The sequence below is a fragment of the Ferruginibacter sp. SUN106 genome (assembly GCF_050611765.1).
GTDB lineage: Bacteria > Bacteroidota > Bacteroidia > Chitinophagales > Chitinophagaceae > Ferruginibacter.
In genome coordinates this window covers 616,691-637,310 of record NZ_JBODJC010000003.1, presented here as the reverse complement: position 1 = coordinate 637,310, position 20,620 = coordinate 616,691, and the positions used below count along the sequence as shown (strand labels likewise).

The following is a 20,620-nucleotide window of genomic DNA, read 5'->3' as shown; positions in this document are numbered from 1 at the left end:
ATGGCTACAGAACAATTTATATCAGAAATACAGATTTTCGCTTTTCCATATGCTCCAAAAAACTGGGCACAATGCAACGGGCAAACTTTAGCAATCAGCCAGAACCAGGCATTGTTTTCCCTTTTAGGAACCACGTATGGTGGTGATGGCATTAGTACTTTTAAACTACCCGATCTCAGGGGGCGCACTACCATAGGCATGGGGCAGGCACCCGGTGGTGGCACCTATGTACAAGGGCAGGTAGCCGGAGAAGAAAATCATACGCTTTCGGTACCTGAAATGGGGCCGCATACCCACACAATGATGGCCAGTTCTGCCAATGCAGACCAAACTACCGCTAACGGTAACCTGCTGGCACAAAACGGTACCGCACAATTATTCAGTAATGCCCAGAATAATACACCAATGGCTGCCAACTTTATTGGTTTAAATACAGGGGGCAAGGGACATGCTAATATTCAGCCCTACCTCGTTTTAAATTATTGCATTGCACTATCGGGTATTTTTCCTTCAAGAAACTAATTATACATCAACAACAAAAAATATTTTTTATGGATGCATTTATAGCAGAAATAAGAGTCTTCGGATGCAATTTTGCACCAAAGAACTGGGCACAATGTAACGGGCAATTGCTCGCTATTGCTTCTAACACGGCTTTGTTTTCTTTAATAGGCACCACCTATGGCGGTAACGGAACTTCCAATTTTGCATTACCTAACCTGCAGGGGCAGACGGCAATAGGGCAAGGGCAGGGCAGTGGTTTAACCGATTATGTAATCGGAGAAACAGTAGGTTCGGCCAACGTATCATTGTTAAGCAGTGAAATGCCTGCGCATACCCATCCCGTTAATTGTTTTAATGATGCAGGTACTGATCCCGGTACATCAGGTAATGTACTCGCTGCGTCAGGTACCGATAGCAGGGCCAATGTGTTGTATAGTGCCACCGTAACAGCACCGGTTGCCATGAACTTTCAGCAACTAGCTAACACGGGAATCAGTGCACCGCATAATAATATGTCGCCTTATGTGGCTATGAATTATTGTATTGCATTACAAGGTGTTTTTCCGCAAAGGCCTTAATTGTTTTTTATTACGTTGGTTGTAATTGAATTACAACCAACGTAATTTTTGTATTACCATTTACCAGCATGAATTATTTGGATAGTCCAAAACAAAATATTTTCCAGATCAATTTAAGCCTTATAATTATGAAACATTTACACTTTACGCTCCAGGTTATTTCCCGGGTTACGGGTAATATCAAACAACAGGCATTGCTTTTTTTTATTGCAATAGTTTTTTCCAACAGCATTACTGCGCAGGATTACACTTTAACATCCAATGCAGATACACATGCAACAAGCCCAACTGTAAATGCATTGGATGCTTCAAATCAAATCACTTTGCGATCAGCTATGGAAGCATCAACACAAAGGGCAGGAACGCATATTATCACCATTCCGGCAAGCATTACCACTATTAATCTTTCATTAGGCCAGATAACAGTAGGTAACTCAGCCGTGGGTAATAATATCACTTTAAACGGCCCCGGTAAAGCCGTACTTACTATTAATCAAACCACAGCTAACCGTATATTCAGTACGGGGTTAAATGCTGTTACTTTTGTGATGAATAACCTTACATTGAACTACGCCGGCCCGGTGGGAACTATTAGCGGGGGCGGAGGTGCTGTACAGGCGGGTGGTGTAGGATCTGTAACTACATTCTCTAATATAGCAGTAAACAATTTTAATATACAGGTAGGAAACGGGGGAGCTCTATTAGTAAGTGCCGCAGGTGTACATACTTTTACACTTACTAACAGCGACTTTACCAATAACTATACCGGTGGCGGTGGGGGAGCTATCAGTTATAACGGACAGGGAACCTGCACTATTACAGGTTGCAAATTCACTAGTAATAAAACAGGGCCCATCAGCGGGGCAGCAGGTACTAATACCGGCGGACCCGGTGGTGCAATATATACTACCGGCAACGGAACTGCAGGTACTTATTCAATAACACAATGCACTTTTATTACCAACCAGACAATGGCTAATACTTTTGGTGTGGGCGGTGGTGCAATCTGCAATTCGTTTGGTACATCAACGGTTAGCTATAACCGCTTTTTTAACAATACTGCAGCCAACGCCGCTAGTGGAAATACTATTTATGAAACAGGTGGCAGCGCATCACAGCCACAAGCAATTATTGCAGACAATAACTGGTGGGGTGTAAATACAGGTCCTGGTGCAAATGATGTTAGTGTTGTAAATGGTACTCCTGCCGGAACAATTACTGCTACCAAGTGGCTGCAGTTAAAAGCTTCGTCAGCGGCAGCTAATCTTTGTACCGGCTCCGGCACTACATTTACCGGTAGTTTTTTATCTAATTCAGCATCAGAAGCCATTTCTGTTGCTAACCTGGGCGCTATAATCGGCCAGCCTATCAGTTTTACAAATGCAGTATTGGGCTCGCTTTCCGGTGCACAGGCTACTATACAGGCAAGTGGAACAGCTACAGTTACGTACACTGCTGGTGTAACAGGTGGCGCAGGCAGTGCAAATGCTGTAGTAGATAATGTACCTAATAATGATGCTACTGCAAAAGCATCGCTTACAGTGGTTTTAGCGCCTTCTATCAGCGGCAATCCATCGGCAGGAACTTCCTGCGCAGGCCTTGCAGTATCGTTTACTGCGTCGGCCACCAACCAGACTTCCGTGGTGTGGCAGGAAAGTACTACCGCAGGTTTTTCGTCGCCGGTAACACTTACCAACACAGGCATCTATAGCGGGGTTACTTCCAATACCTTAACCATTTCTGATAACAGCACAGTAAATGGCAGGTATTACAGGCTGGTGGCATCAAACGGTAGCGGTTGCGGCAGCACTAACAGTACGGGTGCATTACTTACAGCTACTACACCATCGTTATCTGCTAATAATACCGTAACGCAGGCGGTAAATACTTCCAATAATAACTATTACGCTGCATCCTGTGCCGCAGTATGTAAAGTAGCGCCATCGGGTGCATTACCGGTTTCGGGTAATGTTACCAGTCAGGTATGGGTAGAAGGTGCAGTGCCTACAGTGGGCGGCTTACCATTTGTGCAAAGGCATTACCAGGTTACACCTGCTACCGGTGCGGCAACAGCTACCGGAACAGTAACACTTTATTTTTCGCAGGCAGAGTTTGATAATTTTAATGCCAATGCCGGTAGTGCACTTAACCTGCCAACCGGCCCTGCAGATGCAGCAGGCAAAGCCAATTTACGCATAGGTAAATACACTGGCAGCAGTGGTAATGGTACAGGATTGCCTGCATCGTATTCTTCTGGTGCTGTTGTGCTGGATCCTCCGGATGCTAATATTGTTTGGAACGCAGGTTTCAGCAGGTGGGAAGTAAGTGTGGATGTGGCTGGTTTCAGTGGTTTTATTATACAAACCAGGCCATTTGTTTTACCCATAAAATTAATTTCATTTACTGCACAGCTGAATAATAATACGGCAATTGTAAAATGGGAAATTGCACAACCTGAAGAAGGCAGCCATTTTGAATTGCAACGCAGTACAACAGGCAGCAATTTTGTAACGATCAATACACAACAGGGAGACCTGTCTAAAACATTGTTTAACTATAACGATCCGTTAGGTATAACAACCGGCAAGTATTATTACAGGTTGCAGGTGACTGATAAAAATGGTAAGCTAACTTACAGTGATATCATATTTGTGAAAACAGGCAGCAACACACAGGAAATTACAATTTACCCAAGCCCTATTAAACAAGGAGAAAACATAAAAGTGAACCTGCAAAATATTACTGCCCGTAAAATGGAATTGACTACAATTGCCGGCCAAGTGGTATGGAGCAATAAAAATAATAGCACCGGCAGTTTTATAATCAGTCTGCCTGCTGCGTTGGCAAAAGGTATGTATATGGTAAAAATATTTACCGGTGATGCAGTTGAAATAAGAAAGATTATGATTCAGTAGGTAAAAGCTTTTAAGAGAACCTATTCTTTATTTTATCATTAAACGCAGGTGTGCATTTAGCATACCTGCGTTTTTTATTGAACCGGGTTTATTTTCTGCGTTTCTTCCTTAGCTATCTTATTATCCTTCTCTCGTAATACAACTACAAAACTTACCTGCCGTATATTACAATAACTTTTTTATTAAAGCCGCATCTTTGTGTTGTTAAAGCATCCCAATATCCATATCTCTGAAACCAAACCGATCCTGTGAAAGCCAAATCGAACCCTATGAAAAACTGAAACCGATCCTATGAATCCCGGTGCGCCATAATTGGCCATCGTATCCTGCCAATTTCTGTGAAAGACCTTCAGCAATGAAGGTTTTTTCTTTTTTAAAAAGCCACTGAGAAAAGAATAAATAGATTCTTGCACCTGAAAATTTGTTGCCACTAATTATCCGAATTAACACGAATAAGAAAGCCCTATTAGTGAAAACCTGTGTAATTGGTTGCAACAAACTACTTCTTGCAACCAGGTTGATTTTATATGAACGGAAATAAAGTCTGCCGGTTTCAGGTTATTTTTATAACCGCTTATTCATTCAAATTAAATCGCTGTTTATGAAAAAATGTATCGCCATTACAACCGTTCTTTATTCTCTTTCATTTTTGTTGATGTACAATTCCGCCACAGCGCAAATGATGCGGATGCCTGATGGAAATGTAAATTATAAATGCAAAACTGCCCGGCAGCTTGGTGCTACCGAAATTGCCGTTAACTGGAATGCCCCCGGCGTAAAAGGGCGTGAAGGAAAAATATGGGGCACTGATGTAGCTTATTACGGATTCTCTGTGTTGGGTTTTGGTTCTTATGTGCAATCGCCATGGAGAGCCGGTGCTGATGAAAGTACCACCATTTCTTTTTCAACTGATGTTACAATAAATGGAGTGCCGCTGGCCGCAGGTAAGTATGGCTTTTTTATTGCGCTGTATCCGGATTCCTGCACACTCATCTTTAATAAAAATACCGCTGGCTGGGGCAGCTATTTTTATAAAAGCGATATGGATGTGTTACGTGTTACCACACACCAGCAAAAAGATATGAAGGAAAGTAAGGAAAGATTAGACTATACTTTTTCAAAGCAAACCAATAAATCGGTTGAGCTAAGTTTAGAGTGGGAGCGTTGGCGCATACCATTCACTGTAGAAATTGACCTGGTAAAAACCACGCTGGCTTATATCCGTGCGCAAATGAGTGGCGCCGCAGGTTTCGATCCTCCAAGCCTGGAGTCTGCTGCCACCTGGTGCTTACAGAATAATGTAAATACAGATGAGGCATTGGTATGGATCAATTCTGCTGTTGACCCTGCTTTAGGTGGTGTAAGTTCTTTCAGGGCATTATCTACCAAAGCCGGTTTGTTGAACAAACTGAATAAAAAAGAAGAAGCGGCAAAAATGATGCAGGCCGCAATGGATAATGCCAGTGTTACAGAATTACATAATTATGGCAGGCAATTACTTACAGAAAATAAAGTAAAAGAAGCTATTGAAGTATTTGAACTGAACTATAAAAAATTCAAAGGCATATGGCCTACCAATGCAGGATTAATGAGAGGTTACTCTGCAGCCGGTGATTTGAAAAAAGCATTGGAATATGGTAAAGCTGCATTGGCACAGGCACCCAATGAAGAAGTGAAGAAAATTATCAGTAATGCTGTAGAAACTTTATCAAAAGGTAAAGCGTTGTAACAGTTACGCTATCAATTAATTTTTTAAAGTAAGGCAACTGTTTCAGTTGCCTTACTTATATCAACTCCGCTCATCACAATCCCTTTAAGGGCATACGTTTCTTCATTTTTTATCTATAAATTTGATTGCAGGTAATTGGCCTTTACAGCCTTCTTAAAAGAGCATGAACAAATAATCAAACTGAAACAAAATTGAGTATGAAAAAAATCTTTATTACATCGGCAGTAAGCTTGCTTATTGCCGGGGCTTCATTTGCACAACAAGACAAAAAAACCACCGCCGATTACGACCAGGCAACAAAGTTTCTGAGTTTCAACACCAGCAAATTAGTGTACAACAGTAATGTTAGCCCCGTTTGGCTGCCGGATGGTAAATTCTGGTATTCGGTAAACACTGCCGCCGGAAAACAATTTGTGCTCATTAACCCTGCTGATGGCAGTCGTAAAACAGGTACTGATCTTAAATCAATATTGCCCGAAGGCGGTAATGATAAAGCACCGGCAATGGGAGGCCGGCGTGCTGGAGGTTCGCCGGAAGTACTTTCTCCTGATGGCAAAAAAGCAGCCTTTATACGTAACTGGAATTTATGGGTACGTGATGTGGCCAGTAAACAGGAAACACAATTAACCACCGATGGCATAAAAGATTATGGTTATGCTACCGATAATGCAGGATGGAAACATAGCGACCGTGCCATTTTATTATGGTCACCCGATTCAAAAAAGATCGCCACTTTTCAGCAGGACCAACGCAATGTAAGTGATATGTACCTGGTGTCAACCAATGTAGGCACCCCTAAATTAGAAGCCTGGAAATATCCATTGCCGGTAGATAAAGATATAATCCGTATTGAAAGAGTAATTATTGAAGTGGATCAACCTAAAGTGATCCGTTTAAAAATTCCTTCCGATCCAAGAAGAGGAACACTATGTGATGATATTGCCTGCTCGGGTTCTTTTGATGATAATGAATGGAGTACCGATGGGTCTAAATTAGCTTTTGTTTCTACTTCAAGGGATCATAAAGAAGAAAAGATGCGGATAGCAGATGCTGCAACCGGCGATGTAAAAGAAATATTTGAAGAAAAAGTAGCTACACAATATGAAAGCGGGCAGGGGAGTGTGAACTGGCATTTTTTAGCTGGCACCAATGAAATTATCTGGTATTCTGAAAGAGATGACTGGGGGCACTTGTATATGTATGACGCTAACACCGGTAAACTCAATGCTCAAATTACCAAAGGTAATTTTGTAGTTACACGATTAATAAAAGTAGATGAAAAAAGCCGTGTTTTATATTTTGAAGCCAATGGCCGTGAAAAAGGACAAGATCCTTATTTCAGCCATTTTTACCGGGTAGATTTCAGTGGTAAAAATTTAATGCTGCTTACACCTGAAGATGGTAATCATAATATTACTTTGTCTCCCGATAATAAATACATTGTTGATAACTATTCAAAACCGGATGTACCTCCTGTTTCAGTTTTAAGAGATGTAAAAGGGAAATTAATAGCCACATTAGAAAAGGCTGATATTACAAAACTGGTAGCTTCCGGTTGGAAAGCACCCGAGCCCATCACAGTAAAATCACGTGATGGCAAATGGGATTTATATGGTTTGATGTTTTCTCCCACCAATCTTGATAAATCAAAAAAATACCCCATCATCAATTATATCTATCCCGGGCCGCAGGGAGGTGGCGTAGGCGGACGTTCGTTTAGCCCTTCCCGTGGTGATAACCAGGCGCTGGCTGAATTAGGCTTTGTTGTAGTAGTAATTGATGGTACCTGTAACCCCGGCCGCTCCAAATCTTTTCATAATGTATGCTATGGCAATATGGCCGATAATACTTTAGAAGACCAGATAGGTGGAATAAAACAACTGGCTGCAACACGCCCTTATATGGACCTTGACCGTGTAGGTGTATGGGGGCATTCCGGCGGCGGCTTCGCCACCGCAGCAGCGATGTTCCGTTATCCTGATTTTTATAAAGTTGGTATTTCCGAATCAGGTAATCATGAGAACAGAAATTATGAGGATGATTGGGGCGAAAGATATATTGGCCTGATGACAAGAGAAACCGGCGGTAAATCAAATTATGATGGTCAGGCCAACCAGAATTTTGCTACAGGTTTAAAGGGGAAATTAATGCTGGCGCACGGTAATATGGACGATAATGTTCCGCCTTACAATACTTACCTGGTAGTAGAAGCATTGGAAAAAGCCAATAAAGATTTCGACCTGGTGATCTTCCCTAATGCACACCACGGTTATGGTGCCGATAGCTATTATATGATGCGCCGCCGCTGGGACTATTTTGTAAAGAACCTGCAAGGTGCAGAAACACCAAAAGAATATAAAATAAAAACTGACTAAGGCCAGTAATTTAATTGTATCGGTATTTTATAGAGATGCTGTATTACGCAAGTGATACAGCATCTTTGTTTTTGTATTATATTTAATCATCAAAAAGATCGCTATGTTACGGTCATGTCTTTTTTCAATTGTTATTTTTCTATAGCAACAACTACTATTTCTGAAATCTGTAAAATTTATCAATGCGCTTTAAATTCCTTTCCTTAATTAACTTTTGCTTTTTTGTTTTCAGTGGTATAGCCCATGCACAAAATAACACCTCCATTGATGTGCAGCATTATACGTTTGATCTTATTCTTTCCGATAATACCGATACAATAAATGGCACCGCCATTATGCACATAAAATTTTTAAAGAATACCTCGTCAATACAACTCGATCTTGGCAATATTAACAGCAGTGGAAAAGGCATGCAGGTGATAAGTACAATGACAGATTTAAAGTTGGCCACCTTTGAACACAATAATGATAAGTTACTGATACGGTTACACGCAATGGCAAAAGCCGGTGATAGCCAGACTGTAATTGTAAAATACAAAGGGATACCTGCCGACGGGCTTATTATTAGTAAAAACCTTTTCAATAAACGTACTTTTTTTGGTGATAACTGGCCAGACCGTGCCCGCTATTGGTTGCCTTGTAATGATATTCCTTCAGATAAAGCAAGCGTTGCGTTTATCGTTACTGCACCATCGCATTACAGCATCGTAAGTAATGGTGTAATGACAGATGAACATAGGCTAAATGATTCTGTAAAGCTCACCCACTGGAAAGAAGATGTGCCCTTGCCAACAAAAGTAATGGTGATAGGTGCAGCTGATTTTGCAGTAAGCGATGCAGGCTATGCAGGTGATATACCGGTAACCAGCTGGGTGTACCAGGATGATAAAGAACAAGGTTTTTATGATTATGCAAAGGCAAAAGATATTCTGCAATACTTTATTAATTACATTGGCCCTTATGGGTATAAAAAACTGGCGAATGTACAATCGAAAACTATTTTTGGCGGTATGGAAAATGCCGGGGCTATTTTTTATTTTGAAAGATCAGTAACCGGCAAAGGCAAGGTAGAAGACCTGCTGGCACATGAAATTGCACACCAGTGGTTTGGTGATATGGTTACAGAAAGCAATTTCAAACACCTCTGGCTAAGTGAAGGTTTTGCCACTTACTTAACGGATATCTATTTAGAATCAAAATATGGAAGGGATAGTATGTTGCATCGCTTAGGTGGTGAAAGAGATAAAGTGATCGACTTTACCAAACGCACTTTGTCCCCGGTTATTGATACCACTTCCAATTATAAAAAATTACTCAATGCCAATTCGTATCAAAAAGGAGCCTGGGTATTACACATGTTGAGAAATAAAGTGGGTGACAGTGTGTTTAAAAATATCATCCGTGAACAGTACCGCAAATATGCCGGCAGTAATGCATCATCCGAAAATTTTATTGCTACAGCAGAAAAACTTTCGCACCAGCATTTACAGGTATTCTTTAAGCAATGGTTGTATAAGCCGGGTATCCCGGTAGTTTCAACAGATTGGAAATATGACCCGGTTAAAAAGAAGGTGCTGATAACGATCGGACAGCAACAGGCCGGTTTATTTAGTTTCCCCATGGAATTTTTATTAATAACAGAAAAAGGGAAGCTGTTAAAATCAATACCGGTTCAAAAAAGAAAAACGGTAAAGGCCTTTTCTGTTAATGAGAAAGTTATCGATGTTATACCAGATCCCAATACCCAACTACTGTGGCAGGCCATAAGTAAATACACGGTAACTGTACCTGGGCCAACTTCTTTCTGAAAAATATTTTATTTTATTTGATGACCTTTTGCCAAAACTGGCATTAAGTAATATAAGCGCCCTTCAATGACTGATAAAGAAATTATAGACCATTTACAAAACAATAAATATTCGCTGGCTATAAAAGGCCTGTACAATATTTTGCCCACCGTAAAGCAATACGTTAAAGCCAATAGCGGCACGCCTGATGATGCACAGGATATCTTCCAGGATGCTTTGGTGATATTGTATAAAAAAATACATGCCGGTAATTTTATTTTAACCGTACCCTTGAAAACTTACCTGCTGGCCGTGGTGAAAAATTGCTGGCTGCAGGAATTACGGCAACGAAAAAAACTACCACCCGGCGAAGCTCCTGGTGATATTGCTGCTGCAACAACTGATGAAGAGTCCGGCTTTGCATTTGCCAATGCAGCATTTAATTTACTGGGAGAAAAATGCAAAGAGCTGCTCATTCTCTTCTATTTTAAAAAACAAAGCTTTAAAGAAATTGCTGCAGCGCTATCATTCAGCGATGAAAGGGTTGCAAAGAACCAGAAGTACAGGTGTATGCAAAAAGCAAAAGACAATTACTTAACCCTTTCTAAAAACGGCACTCATGAATAATAACAGCATATTAATAGACCGCTACCTGCAAAATGAAATGAGTGCTGAGGAAAGATTGGCTTTTGAAGATCAATTAGCAACTGATAAAGTACTACAGCAGGAAATGCATTTGCAACAGCAAATTATAAAAGCGGCTACTACAGCCGGATTAAAAGCTGAATTTACAAAAGCCATCCGTAAAAAAATTATTACAAAACAATTGTTGCAATGGGGCTCTGTTATCGGCGTAGTTGCTATTGCTGCAGTTTTATTTTTCTCTTTGAGAAATAATAAAGCTGCAGAAGAAAAAATTAAGCAGGAGCAAAATAAAGCAGTGGAGAAATTTGAGATCAATAATGCAGCAGATACTATTATTGAAACCAAAGACGGCGTTGTATTCGGTATACCTGCTAATGCATTCAATACAGACGGAAAAACAGTGCAGTTGGAAATTAAGACCGCTTTAAATGCCTACGATATCATCAATAACGGGCTTTCCACAACAAGCAATGAGGCTTTATTGCAAACTGCCGGTATGTTTTATATCAATGGCTTTGTAGATGGCAAAGCAGTGCCGCTGGCAAAAGATATCAGTGTAAGTGTGCCGGCTGATACTGTCAATCCTGAAATGCAATTATTTGATGGGGTAGAGGACAGCAGCGGAAATATTAATTGGGTTAACCCTAAACCGGTAGAGAAAAAATTACGCACTTATGATATTACCACACTGGATTTTTATCCGCCTAAATATATTCCTGCACTAAAAGCATTGGGTAAAGCATATCAGAATAAAAAGTATACCGATAGTTTGTATTATTCTTTCAGTGGTTACCCAAATCAACCAAGTGTTAGGGAGGAAGTCAGAGGCGATTCTGCTGTGCAAATTCAAAAAGAAGGAAATGATTATCTTTCTGCAGATACCGGGAAGTTGAAAAAAATATTGGATTCATTAGCAAAATCAAAGATCGCATTTGATATCTCAACTGATTTCTCGCCTTACCAGGTAGACCCTTCTATAATAAGAGCTTTCTGGAACAAAAAATTCAACAATACTTTTCTTGCTACAAAAGAATTTGAAGAAAGACTACAGTATATGCATACTTTATGTACTTCTTTCTTCCTGGAATTATACCTTAATAACCTGGATAAACCTTTGTACAAGGTAGATGAGCTTTGTGCTAGTAGTTTTAATAATATGGAAAGTAACATGAGTGCAGCTGTAAGGTATAAATTTATTGAGTTTGAACAGAGAAAAGATGGTGGTGTGATAATTGCAAATGGTATGCAGCAAAAACTCAGCAATTATTTTCAACAGAAATATAAAGCCTATAAAGATGCCGCTGCAAAAACATGGACTAAATACCAGCATACATTAGATAGTTTAAGTACAATTGCAGATGTAAAAAGACGTGGACAATTGATTGATGATTTTACAAGAACAAATAACAATTTCAGGGAAGAGTTTTGTGCGAATGTTACTGATGCTTACAGGCAGATCGGTCAGGCCCATGATTGCAACAATAATTTAAGGCCGCCTTCCTCCACACAATATTACAATACTACCATCAGCAGTACCGGCTGGAAGAATTTAGATGCATATGTTTATGATGCTACAGTAAAACGCCAGAGTATGACTTACAAAGATGGGCTCAGTGGAAAAACTGCAACAATTACTTATACCGGTGTTTCTTTTACAATTGAAAATGCCGCACAGTTCGATCGGGTGCTGGTCTATTTAATTCCTGATAGCCTCACCAGCTTTCAAAGAGTAGCAAAAGAAGGCAACGTGTTTAAAGAACAACTTAACGGGCTGTTTAAGTACGAAGCTGTAGTAGTAGCCTATAAAGGAACGCAGGCTTATTTTTTCAAACAAGAAAATGTACAGGCGAAAGATTATATTTTAAGCGTATTCCCTGTTACAGATGTAGCATTGCGTAAATCGTTAAGCACCTATTCGCTTAGCAAAAGTGAAGCACTTAAAAAAGATGTTAACTACCAGTTGTTTGAACAACAGGAAACCATAAGGCTGGTACAATTGCAAAAAGATATGGAGTTCAGGGAAAAGATTGCAGCAGCAATTTTTACATGCGGAGGTAAAAAATAAAAGATGCGCTGCAGTTTTTTAAAACTGCAGCGCATCTTCAAAAAGCAATTATTTTATTTCTACTGTCAAAGAATAATTACCCGCCTTATCCATCACAATACTCATGTTCAGGCTTCTTACATAACCGGTGGTGGCAGTTAAAGTGTGTATCTTACCATCTTTATCAGTGGGGTCATCACTGATCTTAAATTCCCAGTCATCAACTAAGCAGGAACGGATGAGTTTTTCGTACTCATTGAATTTCTTCTCCACATCTTTTTTATTGGTTGCAGAAAATATAGTACTGCTGTATAATGTGCGGAACCCTTTTTCAATTGTAGCAGTCTTGCCTTTTACCAGTTCAGCAGTTGTAGCATAAAAGGTTGCTGTAAAAATTCCTTTCTCCACTTTTACAACATCTCCTGATGCAAATTCAAAATAAGCATCCGCATGTTTTTCTATATAATTCAACCTGGTACAAAAATCTGCATTGGAGTTTAACGTCATTGCTGCAGGGGAAGCTAATTTTTTACCAGCAGAGTAACGGCCCGTCTTTCCCGGTTCAGAAGACGTGATGTAAAAAGTATACATGCCTTCTTCCTGTAATACCGTATCTAATTTAGCTGAGCTTTGAAATTGATTGGCATCGCCGATCATAATGGCTTGTTTACCGGAAGGAGATTGCAGTATAGCAGCAATGGTAAACTCCATGGAGCTGATATTCAATTTTAAACGATCGCCGGCTTTAACGGTAATTGGATAATTATCAATATAGCGTTCCTGCTTGTCAGAAGATATGGCTGCTTTCTGATCGCCGGTTGACAAATAACCAACATATACATCATCTTTTTTTATTTCCGTACCGCCATCTGATGGGTGTTGATTTAATTCATTTGGCTTGTTCACATATTTATCATCTTCCGATTTTTTTATTGCTATTGCAGCAGCCGCAGCATCATAATACTCATTGCCCTTTGCATCAATATAATAACCTAGGTCGGCACCGCCATTAAAATTCACCCAGGCAATACCGTTATTAAATTCATAAGCATAATCATATTTAAAATCTGTAAAGGGTTTATATTTTCCTGCCTGCGTGGCAAAAGCTTTTTTATTGTCCTTTCTTTCCAGTATCACTATCCCGTTGTTGAAAGTGGTTATTTTTTCGTAGTCATCTGCTGTTACTCTTTCACCTGCACCATTGATAGGATAATAATTATAATCATCATCGGCAACTGTAGCATAGCCATTTATAAATTCACCGGCGTAATTGAATTGAACATCAATATCCATCTTGCCTCTTTTATTGCTGTAGCCATAGTTATCGGTAAAATTACTTCCTTTGCTTACTGCTATCATGCCATTGGAATAACCACCATTTACCTGTCCGAATCTTTCTGCACTCAATGTTTCCCCTTTCTTGTTTATCAGCGTCCACCTGCCTGTAGGGTTGCCGGCAATATCATCTTCTACAATAGCAGCAACGCCATTTTTAAAATTCTCGGCATTTTTGTATTTGCAATTCAGCATTTCTTTGCCATACTGGTCTATATACCCGTAGCGTTTGCCATCATATACTTTGCATAATCCATTAGAAAATTTTGGAAAATAAATAGAGAACTCATATTTAAAGGGCGTTACTTCTCTTCCGTATCCATTAATAAAAGCATAGTGTTTATTAAGTGCCACAGCGGCAAGACCATAATTAAAATCATCAGCGTCATCGTACTTCATCTCGGTAATTTCTTTACCTGTTTTATCAATAAAACCATAGTAACCGTTAACTGCTTTTACTTTTGCAAAGCCATTTACAAAAGGATAAACATACTTATATTTTGCAGCAACGATCACTTTGCCTTTGGTATCTAAAAAACCATATACACCACCACTGCTATAAGTCATTCTGCCTTCCTGTGCTTTTTGTATTGAACCGTAAGTGGGTGCAAGTACCGTATTGCCCAGTGAATCAATAATGCCCCATTTACCATTAAGGTTAACAGCGGCAACCCCTTCAGAAAAAGGTGTGGCGTCCTGGTAAATGGTAGGGATAATTATTTTCTTTTGCTGGTTGGCATAACCCCAAACCTTACCATACCGGTAAGGAATTAATGAAGGCGTAATTAAAGTCAATGCATCTTTAAGCACATACTTCCGGCGTACAACAGGTACATCAGTTTCCACACCGTTGTCTTTCATACGTATGATTACTGTTGTGCCTTCTGCTCCGCCGATCATTTTTACCACATCACCTACATTCAGGTTTTGTGTAGAAGCACCATCCACTGCAGTGATCCAGGCAAATCCCAGCAGGTTGCTTTCTGCTGCCGGGGAATTTTCCAGTATCTCAATAATATAGGGCCATCTGCCGGTTGCTATTGAATCGGTTCCTATACGGGCACCTATGCCTGCCTGTGCAAAGGAATTGGTATATAAAAATGTAAGCAATGCAATAGTAAAAACAACGGGTAATTTTTTCATTTTGCGATTATCATTTTAAGCGGATGATATATGGACAAATATCTTTAGAATACAAATGGTTATAATAAGTGCTGGTGGGTATTTTAAAACCTGGCAATGCTGATAAAAGATTCGGCGGACTCTCTCCATCGTAATTATATATCATTGTATATTTGGTTTAATCTTCTTTTATGAAAAAAAATATACTGGTACTTATTTGCTTTTGTTGTTTCAATAGTAGTTTAACAATAGCACAAACCAATAAAAACCTTGTAGAGATAAGGGGAACACTGGCGCATTTCAGCAATGAAGTGGAAGTGGAAGATATGTCGGAGTTACAATACCTGCTGCCCAAAACAATAGAGCGTTTAGTTGTGCCCGATGCAGCCAATGGACAATTCTATATCAAATTTAAAATTACTGCGCCCAACTATTTCCGTATAGGAAGAAATGCTTTATACCTGTCTCCGGGTGATAACCTGAAAGTATTTATTGATTATAACAATCCAACAGTGGCAATATTTGAGGGCAGGGGCAGCGAAGCCAATCATTTTTTACGGTTTACCCCTTTTCCAAAAGGAGGATCATATATGGAAGCCGGTACCAAAGCACAACCCACTCCGCAACAAACCATTGATTATATTTTGAGTGCCGCTGCATTACGCACCAGACAATTAGATAGTTTGAAAACAGTAACGGCTGAATTTAAACGATTGGAAAAAGGAAGGATACAGGCAGATATTATTAACAGCCTGCTTGACGGGCAGATATCTTTTTACAGGCCAAGAGCAATTCAAAAAGATTCGGTAAAACTGAAACAATATGGAGATGAGTATGCAGCATTAATAAAACCTTATGTAGATAAGTATTTGAAAGATTTTACTGAAGCATCCTTTTTAAAACTGGTGGTTTACAGAGATCTTGCAGATACTCTATCAACACAACATGGAAAAGTAAAAGACCTGCAACAAATAAAAGATTGGCTGCAGGCTACTGCCATAATTGAAAAATTAAAACTGGTTAGTGATAAACAATTGCTGGAAAATTTTAAACCTGAAATTAAAACGATAAAAACGGCTCCTTACCGCAATGCAGTTAATCAATCATTCTCTGCTTTGCTGCAATTTGGTAAAGGAGATACGGCCGCAGATTTTACGGCTACAGATACTAATGGCAAAACGATTGCACTCAGCAGCCTTAAAGGCAAAGTAATTTATATAGATTTATGGGCTACCTGGTGCGGCCCCTGCATGCAGGAAATGCCACACTATGAAACCTTGAAAGAAAAGTACGCCAGTAACCCGAACATTGTTTTTATTTCTTTATCTATTGAAGATAATGAAACTTTATGGAAGGGTAGTGTGAGTGGCAGAAAAGCCACAGGCTATCAATGGCTCGTCAACCGCAATAAACTGAATGCGTACAATATTGTGGGCATTCCCAGGACCTTATTGATCGGTAAAGATTTTAAAATGGTAGATATGAATGCACCGCTGCCTTCATCAAAAAAAATTACGGGTATTATTGATGGTTTATTACAATAGCATACATTTCAACACAAATAATACAAAATAAAAAAACTGCCTGTAAACAGGCAGCCTGACTTTAACCATCCACCACCACAAGAAATTTAATTTTTAATTAGTTTTGTTTTATACAGGCTTGCACCATCTGCATTATTGATGCTGATAATATACATACCCACCGGCAATTGCTGTACCTGGGTTAAAACAGTGCTGTTATTACCTTTTACTACTGTCCAGTTTTGCTGTAATAATTTTCTGCCACTTGCATCACTGAAAGTGATCGTTACTTTTTGATTGGCTGTACTGTTCAGGTCAACCTGAACCTGGTTTACAAAAGGATTAGGAAAAGTATTTGCGTTGATGCTGTTAGCAGCCATTACCATACGCACTGTATTAGAATAAGTGATACGTCCGTTATTATCAACCTGTTTAATGCGGTAATAATTGATGCTGCCGGGTTTAGTATCAGTGCTGTGGTATAAACGCAGGCTCTGGCTGTAACCTGCTGCTGTAGCAGAATCCATCGCTACCCAGTTAGTTGCATCAGCACTTTTTTCTACAATAAAATTGCGGGTATTGCTTTCTGATAAAGTCTGCCATTGTACAGATACATTATCACCTGAACGTTGAACCGAAGCTTCCAGACCTGTTACTGGTAAAGGACCAGGAATGCTTGCTGCTCTTGCAAAAGTAATGTCATCAATAGCAAGATCATTACCACAACCACCAGATGAGTTGTTGATAATTCTGTAACGTAAGCTGGTTACACCTGCAGGTACAGAGAAGCTGCTACCCACAACCACCCATGTAGGTGAAGCTGATTGAGGAATAAATCCTGTTGTAAAAGTAGTGATCTGTGCAAATGCCCCTGTAGTTTGGTTATAAGACTCTACAATAAACTGTAGTTTAGGTAACAGTGCCGATGAGCCGCAGGTACCTAAGGTATTTGTATTCATCACATATAAATACATGCTGTAGGTAACGCCACTTGTAATGCTATACACAGTATCCCTGTAAAATTCTGCAGCTGTCATGCCGGCATTGATCACCATACAACGACCATTGGTATTGCCGGTATGGTCATTGCTGTTATGCCATTCAGGACGGCCATTGGTTTGTTTATACAACATATAGTCGCCATCATTAAGGCTGCTGCTGTTATTAAAAGCGTAAGTAGTCCTTCCGGCAGATAAAGCAACTTTAGTGGTGCCGGTGCCAAAAGTTTCTTTTATGTAAATAGAATCAGGCAATGTGGTTTGCGCTGAAACCTGGAATAGTAAGGTGAAGATCATTGTTGCGGTGAGTGTGATGTAAAGTTTCATTTTCATAATTATTTTTTCATCTACATGCCACAGCCGTGCCAATAGCATAAATGCTTTATTATGAATGATTTAAAAAAAACAGAAGGAAGCTATTTTTCCAGAATCTGGAAAATAGTACAAAATCAGGAGGTTTTTACGGTAAATGCCGGAATAAACCGTACTAACCCCTGTATAAGAAGTGTATTTTGGCGAAGTAATTATACGATAGCAGGATTATTTTTTCAGCACGTCTTCAAACAGCTTAAATATCCTTTTGTATTCATCCGTCCAGCTGCTGGGTTCGGCAAAATCATGGTCCTCCATAGGGAAAGGTGCCAGTTGCCAGTTATCTTTACCCAATTCAATCAAACGTTGTGATAGTTCTACCGCATCCTGGAAATGCACATTCACATCCATCATACCATGGCATATCAGCAGGTGGCCTTTTAATCCTTCGGCAAAATAAAGCGGGGAGCTTCTGCGGTAAGCAAGGCTGTCGTTATAAGGTTCATTTAAAATATTAGCGGTGTAACCATGGTTATAATTGGCCCAGTTAGTAACCGGCCTTAAAGCAGCACCGGCAGCAAACACATCAGGTTTGTTAAACATACCCATCAGCGAAAGAAAACCTCCGTATGAACCACCATACAAACCAACATGCTGTGGATTTACACCGTAGGTTTTTACCAGGTAATTCACTGCATCTACATTATCATCCAGGTCCTTACCACCCATATGGCGGTAAATAGCGGTGCGCCAGTCACGGCCATAGCCTGCACTCCCCCGGTAATCAATATCCATTACATAATATCCCTCGTCGGCAAGCAGGTTATTAAACATAAATTCCCTGTAATAACTGCTCCACCATTTATGTGCGTTTTGTAAGTAGCCTGCGCCATGTACAAACAATACAGCAGGTTTATTGGCATGGGGTGTGGTGGGCTTGTAAACTCTGGCATATACCACAGCGCCGTCACTGGCAGTAAAAGAGAGCACTTCCGGGTCACGCCATGCATACGATTTAAATTCTTCGCTTTGTGCTTTATTGGTGATCTGTTCCGCTTTTGCGCCGGGTTTATTTTCCTGTAAGAATAATTCCCATGGCTTGGTGGAATAAGAATATAAAAGGCCGATATATTTTTCGTCAGGCGAAACAGTTACCTGGTAGGCACCGGTCATAGTGGTGATACGTTCCTTCTTACTATCAGCAATGGTTAAGCGATAAAATTGCTGCTCACCAGGGTGCACTTCATTGGTAACAATGTAAAAATATTTTTTATCCCTGCTTAATTGCGCTTGCTCAACTTCGTATTTACCTGCAGTTAATGCCCTTCTTTGTTTGGTATTTACATTAATGGTGTATAAATGAGAATAACCTGTAGCTTCCGATTGAAACCATACCGTATTATCATCCGTCCACCCAAAATTGCGGCTGAAGCCAATGCCGGGGCCACCGATCCATGCTTCATCTCTTTGCCTGTCCAGCAATTGTAACCGGCCGCCGTTAGCTGTATCCCACAACATCAGCCAGCGGTCTTTATTATCCCGGGCTCTTATATCCACCAGTGCAGTATTTCCTTTAGGCGACCATACTAAAGCATTAAAGGTAACAGCCCTGTTTAAAGGGTTTTTGGTACGGCGTTCCAGGTCTTTGGGATAATCCTTTACATAATCCGGCAGGTCTTTTATACCCGGTATAGAATCTGTTTTTATCGCAATTACAGTATCCCTGTTCCTGTCATAAATATAAAATTCAGACATGGCTTGTAATGCACCAACTTTTGTACGGCCATTAATATCAGTAGTAAAACCTGATTCTGTTATATAGCTGGGTACAATGGTAGTTTTAGGATTGGCAACGCCTTTAAATAACCGGTAGCTGATAAACCGGCCATCAGGACTAATGCTGAGTCCCTGTAAAATTTTATCTTCTATATTAATACTCCTGATCTCTTTTGTTTTAGGTAAAGAACGGTTATAAGCTTCGCCGCTTTCCCTGTCTTCTTTTCTTGTACGCAACACTTCAAAATATTGCAGCTGGTCATTTTTTAACCACTCTTCCTGTGCATTGCCTTGCGGGCCACCATCCCTGTTTGCTCTTGCAGAAGTGTTACCACCACGGTTGCCAAATCCACCTGCCGCCGATGTTGCAACATCACCCGACTTCAAATTGGTTAACTGTATTGTTTCACCGCTTGCAATATCCCAGGCATATAAATTCTGGTTACGGTTGTACACAATCCTGGTTTCATTAAAAGAAAATTGCGGATTATTTTCTGCATCTGTGGTTTGGGTAATGCGTTTGGTCTTTCCTGTTTTAGTATCCACATAAAAAATATCCCCATCCTTGCTGTATACATAAGCCAGTTTGCTTAAGGTATACACATAATTACTTGTATTATTGAGGGATTGAATATCCTGCGGCTTTGCCTTTACAGGAATTTTATTACTGGTAGAAATATAGTAGAGCGAATCAGCCGCAGCTTTTTCGGGGTTCCAGCTAAAGTAAAGTGTATTGCCGTCATTACTCCATTGGAGGTCAGAAGGGGAAGTACCGATCCATTTGGGATCTCTCATTATTTTGGCTACAGTTAATGTACCCGCTTTATTCTGGGCAAAGGATTGTAACGATACTGTTAGTAACAGCAGGCATAAACTTGGTTTAAACATCTCACAGCAATTTGAAACCCAAATATATTGCATAATAATACTTTAAAATACATCAGCTACTGTTTTTTGATAATTTACCGGCCTTATAA

The 20,620-nt window shown here is 40.0% G+C and carries 13 protein-coding genes; 9 read left to right on the top strand and 4 right to left on the bottom strand.

Annotated features, from left to right (window positions below):
• The 8 genes from ACQ334_RS14265 (at position 1) to ACQ334_RS14230 (ending at position 12,598) form a co-directional block, all read left to right on the top strand.
• Entirely contained in the window at positions 1-522 is a 522-nt protein-coding gene (locus ACQ334_RS14265; protein ID WP_430988909.1) for a phage tail protein, read from the top strand.
• 29 nt (positions 523-551) lie between these two features.
• The gene (locus tag ACQ334_RS14260; protein ID WP_430988908.1) at positions 552-1,082 is read left to right on the top strand and encodes a phage tail protein; all 531 of its coding nucleotides are present in this window, start codon (positions 552-554) and stop codon (positions 1,080-1,082) included.
• Positions 1,083-1,210: 128 nt separating this feature from the next.
• Positions 1,211-3,997 (top strand): T9SS type A sorting domain-containing protein, encoded by a 2,787-nt coding sequence (locus ACQ334_RS14255; protein WP_430988907.1) that lies wholly within the window; start codon positions 1,211-1,213, stop codon positions 3,995-3,997.
• Positions 3,998-4,598: 601 nt separating this feature from the next.
• Complete coding sequence (locus ACQ334_RS14250) at positions 4,599-5,726, top strand: DUF2911 domain-containing protein (protein WP_430988906.1); 1,128 nt, start codon at positions 4,599-4,601, stop codon at positions 5,724-5,726.
• Between the two features lie 197 nt (positions 5,727-5,923).
• Complete coding sequence (locus tag ACQ334_RS14245; RefSeq protein WP_430988905.1) at positions 5,924-8,101, top strand: DPP IV N-terminal domain-containing protein; 2,178 nt, start codon at positions 5,924-5,926, stop codon at positions 8,099-8,101.
• Between the two features lie 182 nt (positions 8,102-8,283).
• Entirely contained in the window at positions 8,284-9,909 is a 1,626-nt protein-coding gene (locus tag ACQ334_RS14240; protein WP_430988904.1) for a M1 family metallopeptidase, read from the top strand.
• 66 nt (positions 9,910-9,975) lie between these two features.
• Positions 9,976-10,515, top strand: coding sequence for an RNA polymerase sigma factor (locus ACQ334_RS14235; RefSeq protein ID WP_430988903.1), 540 nt, complete (start codon positions 9,976-9,978; stop codon positions 10,513-10,515).
• On the top strand, positions 10,508-12,598 hold the full coding sequence (locus ACQ334_RS14230; protein ID WP_430988902.1) for an anti-sigma factor family protein: 2,091 nt from the start codon (positions 10,508-10,510) through the stop codon (positions 12,596-12,598). Before ACQ334_RS14235 ends, ACQ334_RS14230 begins: the two co-directional genes overlap by 8 nt.
• Positions 12,599-12,646: 48 nt before the next feature.
• Here ACQ334_RS14230 and ACQ334_RS14225 read toward each other — a convergent pair whose 3' ends face one another.
• Together ACQ334_RS14225 and ACQ334_RS14220 are read right to left on the bottom strand one after the other, a co-directional pair.
• Positions 12,647-15,055, bottom strand: coding sequence for a WG repeat-containing protein (locus ACQ334_RS14225; protein ID WP_430988901.1), 2,409 nt, complete (start codon positions 15,053-15,055; stop codon positions 12,647-12,649).
• A 10-nt stretch (positions 15,056-15,065) separates the two neighbouring features.
• Positions 15,066-15,200 (bottom strand): hypothetical protein, encoded by a 135-nt coding sequence (locus ACQ334_RS14220; RefSeq protein ID WP_430988900.1) that lies wholly within the window; start codon positions 15,198-15,200, stop codon positions 15,066-15,068.
• Positions 15,201-15,225: 25 nt separating this feature from the next.
• Between ACQ334_RS14220 and ACQ334_RS14215 the strand changes: the two genes are divergently transcribed.
• Positions 15,226-16,578: a TlpA family protein disulfide reductase gene (locus ACQ334_RS14215; protein ID WP_430988899.1), complete on the top strand. Its 1,353-nt coding sequence runs from the start codon at positions 15,226-15,228 to the stop codon at positions 16,576-16,578.
• An 86-nt stretch (positions 16,579-16,664) separates the two neighbouring features.
• Here ACQ334_RS14215 and ACQ334_RS14210 read toward each other — a convergent pair whose 3' ends face one another.
• Positions 16,665-17,882 (bottom strand): T9SS type A sorting domain-containing protein, encoded by a 1,218-nt coding sequence (locus ACQ334_RS14210; RefSeq protein WP_430988898.1) that lies wholly within the window; start codon positions 17,880-17,882, stop codon positions 16,665-16,667.
• A gap of 213 nt (positions 17,883-18,095) precedes the next feature.
• On the bottom strand, positions 18,096-20,531 hold the full coding sequence (locus tag ACQ334_RS14205; RefSeq protein ID WP_430988897.1) for a prolyl oligopeptidase family serine peptidase: 2,436 nt from the start codon (positions 20,529-20,531) through the stop codon (positions 18,096-18,098).
• Positions 20,532-20,620 lie beyond the last annotated feature (89 nt).

What these genes read in the sequence shown, in the direction of transcription:
- ACQ334_RS14250 (WP_430988906.1), top strand. Translation starts at nt 4,599, where the DNA reads ATGAAAAAATGTATCGCCATTACAACCGTTCTTTATTCTCTTTCATTT.
- ACQ334_RS14235 (WP_430988903.1), top strand. Translation starts at nt 9,976, where the DNA reads ATGACTGATAAAGAAATTATAGACCATTTACAAAACAATAAATATTCG.
- ACQ334_RS14220 (WP_430988900.1), bottom strand. Translation starts at nt 15,200, where the DNA reads ATGATATATAATTACGATGGAGAGAGTCCGCCGAATCTTTTATCAGCA.
- ACQ334_RS14245 (WP_430988905.1), top strand. Translation starts at nt 5,924, where the DNA reads ATGAAAAAAATCTTTATTACATCGGCAGTAAGCTTGCTTATTGCCGGG.
- ACQ334_RS14265 (WP_430988909.1), top strand. Translation starts at nt 1, where the DNA reads ATGGCTACAGAACAATTTATATCAGAAATACAGATTTTCGCTTTTCCA.
- ACQ334_RS14210 (WP_430988898.1), bottom strand. Translation starts at nt 17,882, where the DNA reads ATGAAACTTTACATCACACTCACCGCAACAATGATCTTCACCTTACTA.
- ACQ334_RS14255 (WP_430988907.1), top strand. Translation starts at nt 1,211, where the DNA reads ATGAAACATTTACACTTTACGCTCCAGGTTATTTCCCGGGTTACGGGT.
- ACQ334_RS14215 (WP_430988899.1), top strand. Translation starts at nt 15,226, where the DNA reads ATGAAAAAAAATATACTGGTACTTATTTGCTTTTGTTGTTTCAATAGT.
- ACQ334_RS14225 (WP_430988901.1), bottom strand. Translation starts at nt 15,055, where the DNA reads ATGAAAAAATTACCCGTTGTTTTTACTATTGCATTGCTTACATTTTTA.
- ACQ334_RS14205 (WP_430988897.1), bottom strand. Translation starts at nt 20,531, where the DNA reads ATGTTTAAACCAAGTTTATGCCTGCTGTTACTAACAGTATCGTTACAA.
- ACQ334_RS14260 (WP_430988908.1), top strand. Translation starts at nt 552, where the DNA reads ATGGATGCATTTATAGCAGAAATAAGAGTCTTCGGATGCAATTTTGCA.
- ACQ334_RS14230 (WP_430988902.1), top strand. Translation starts at nt 10,508, where the DNA reads ATGAATAATAACAGCATATTAATAGACCGCTACCTGCAAAATGAAATG.
- ACQ334_RS14240 (WP_430988904.1), top strand. Translation starts at nt 8,284, where the DNA reads ATGCGCTTTAAATTCCTTTCCTTAATTAACTTTTGCTTTTTTGTTTTC.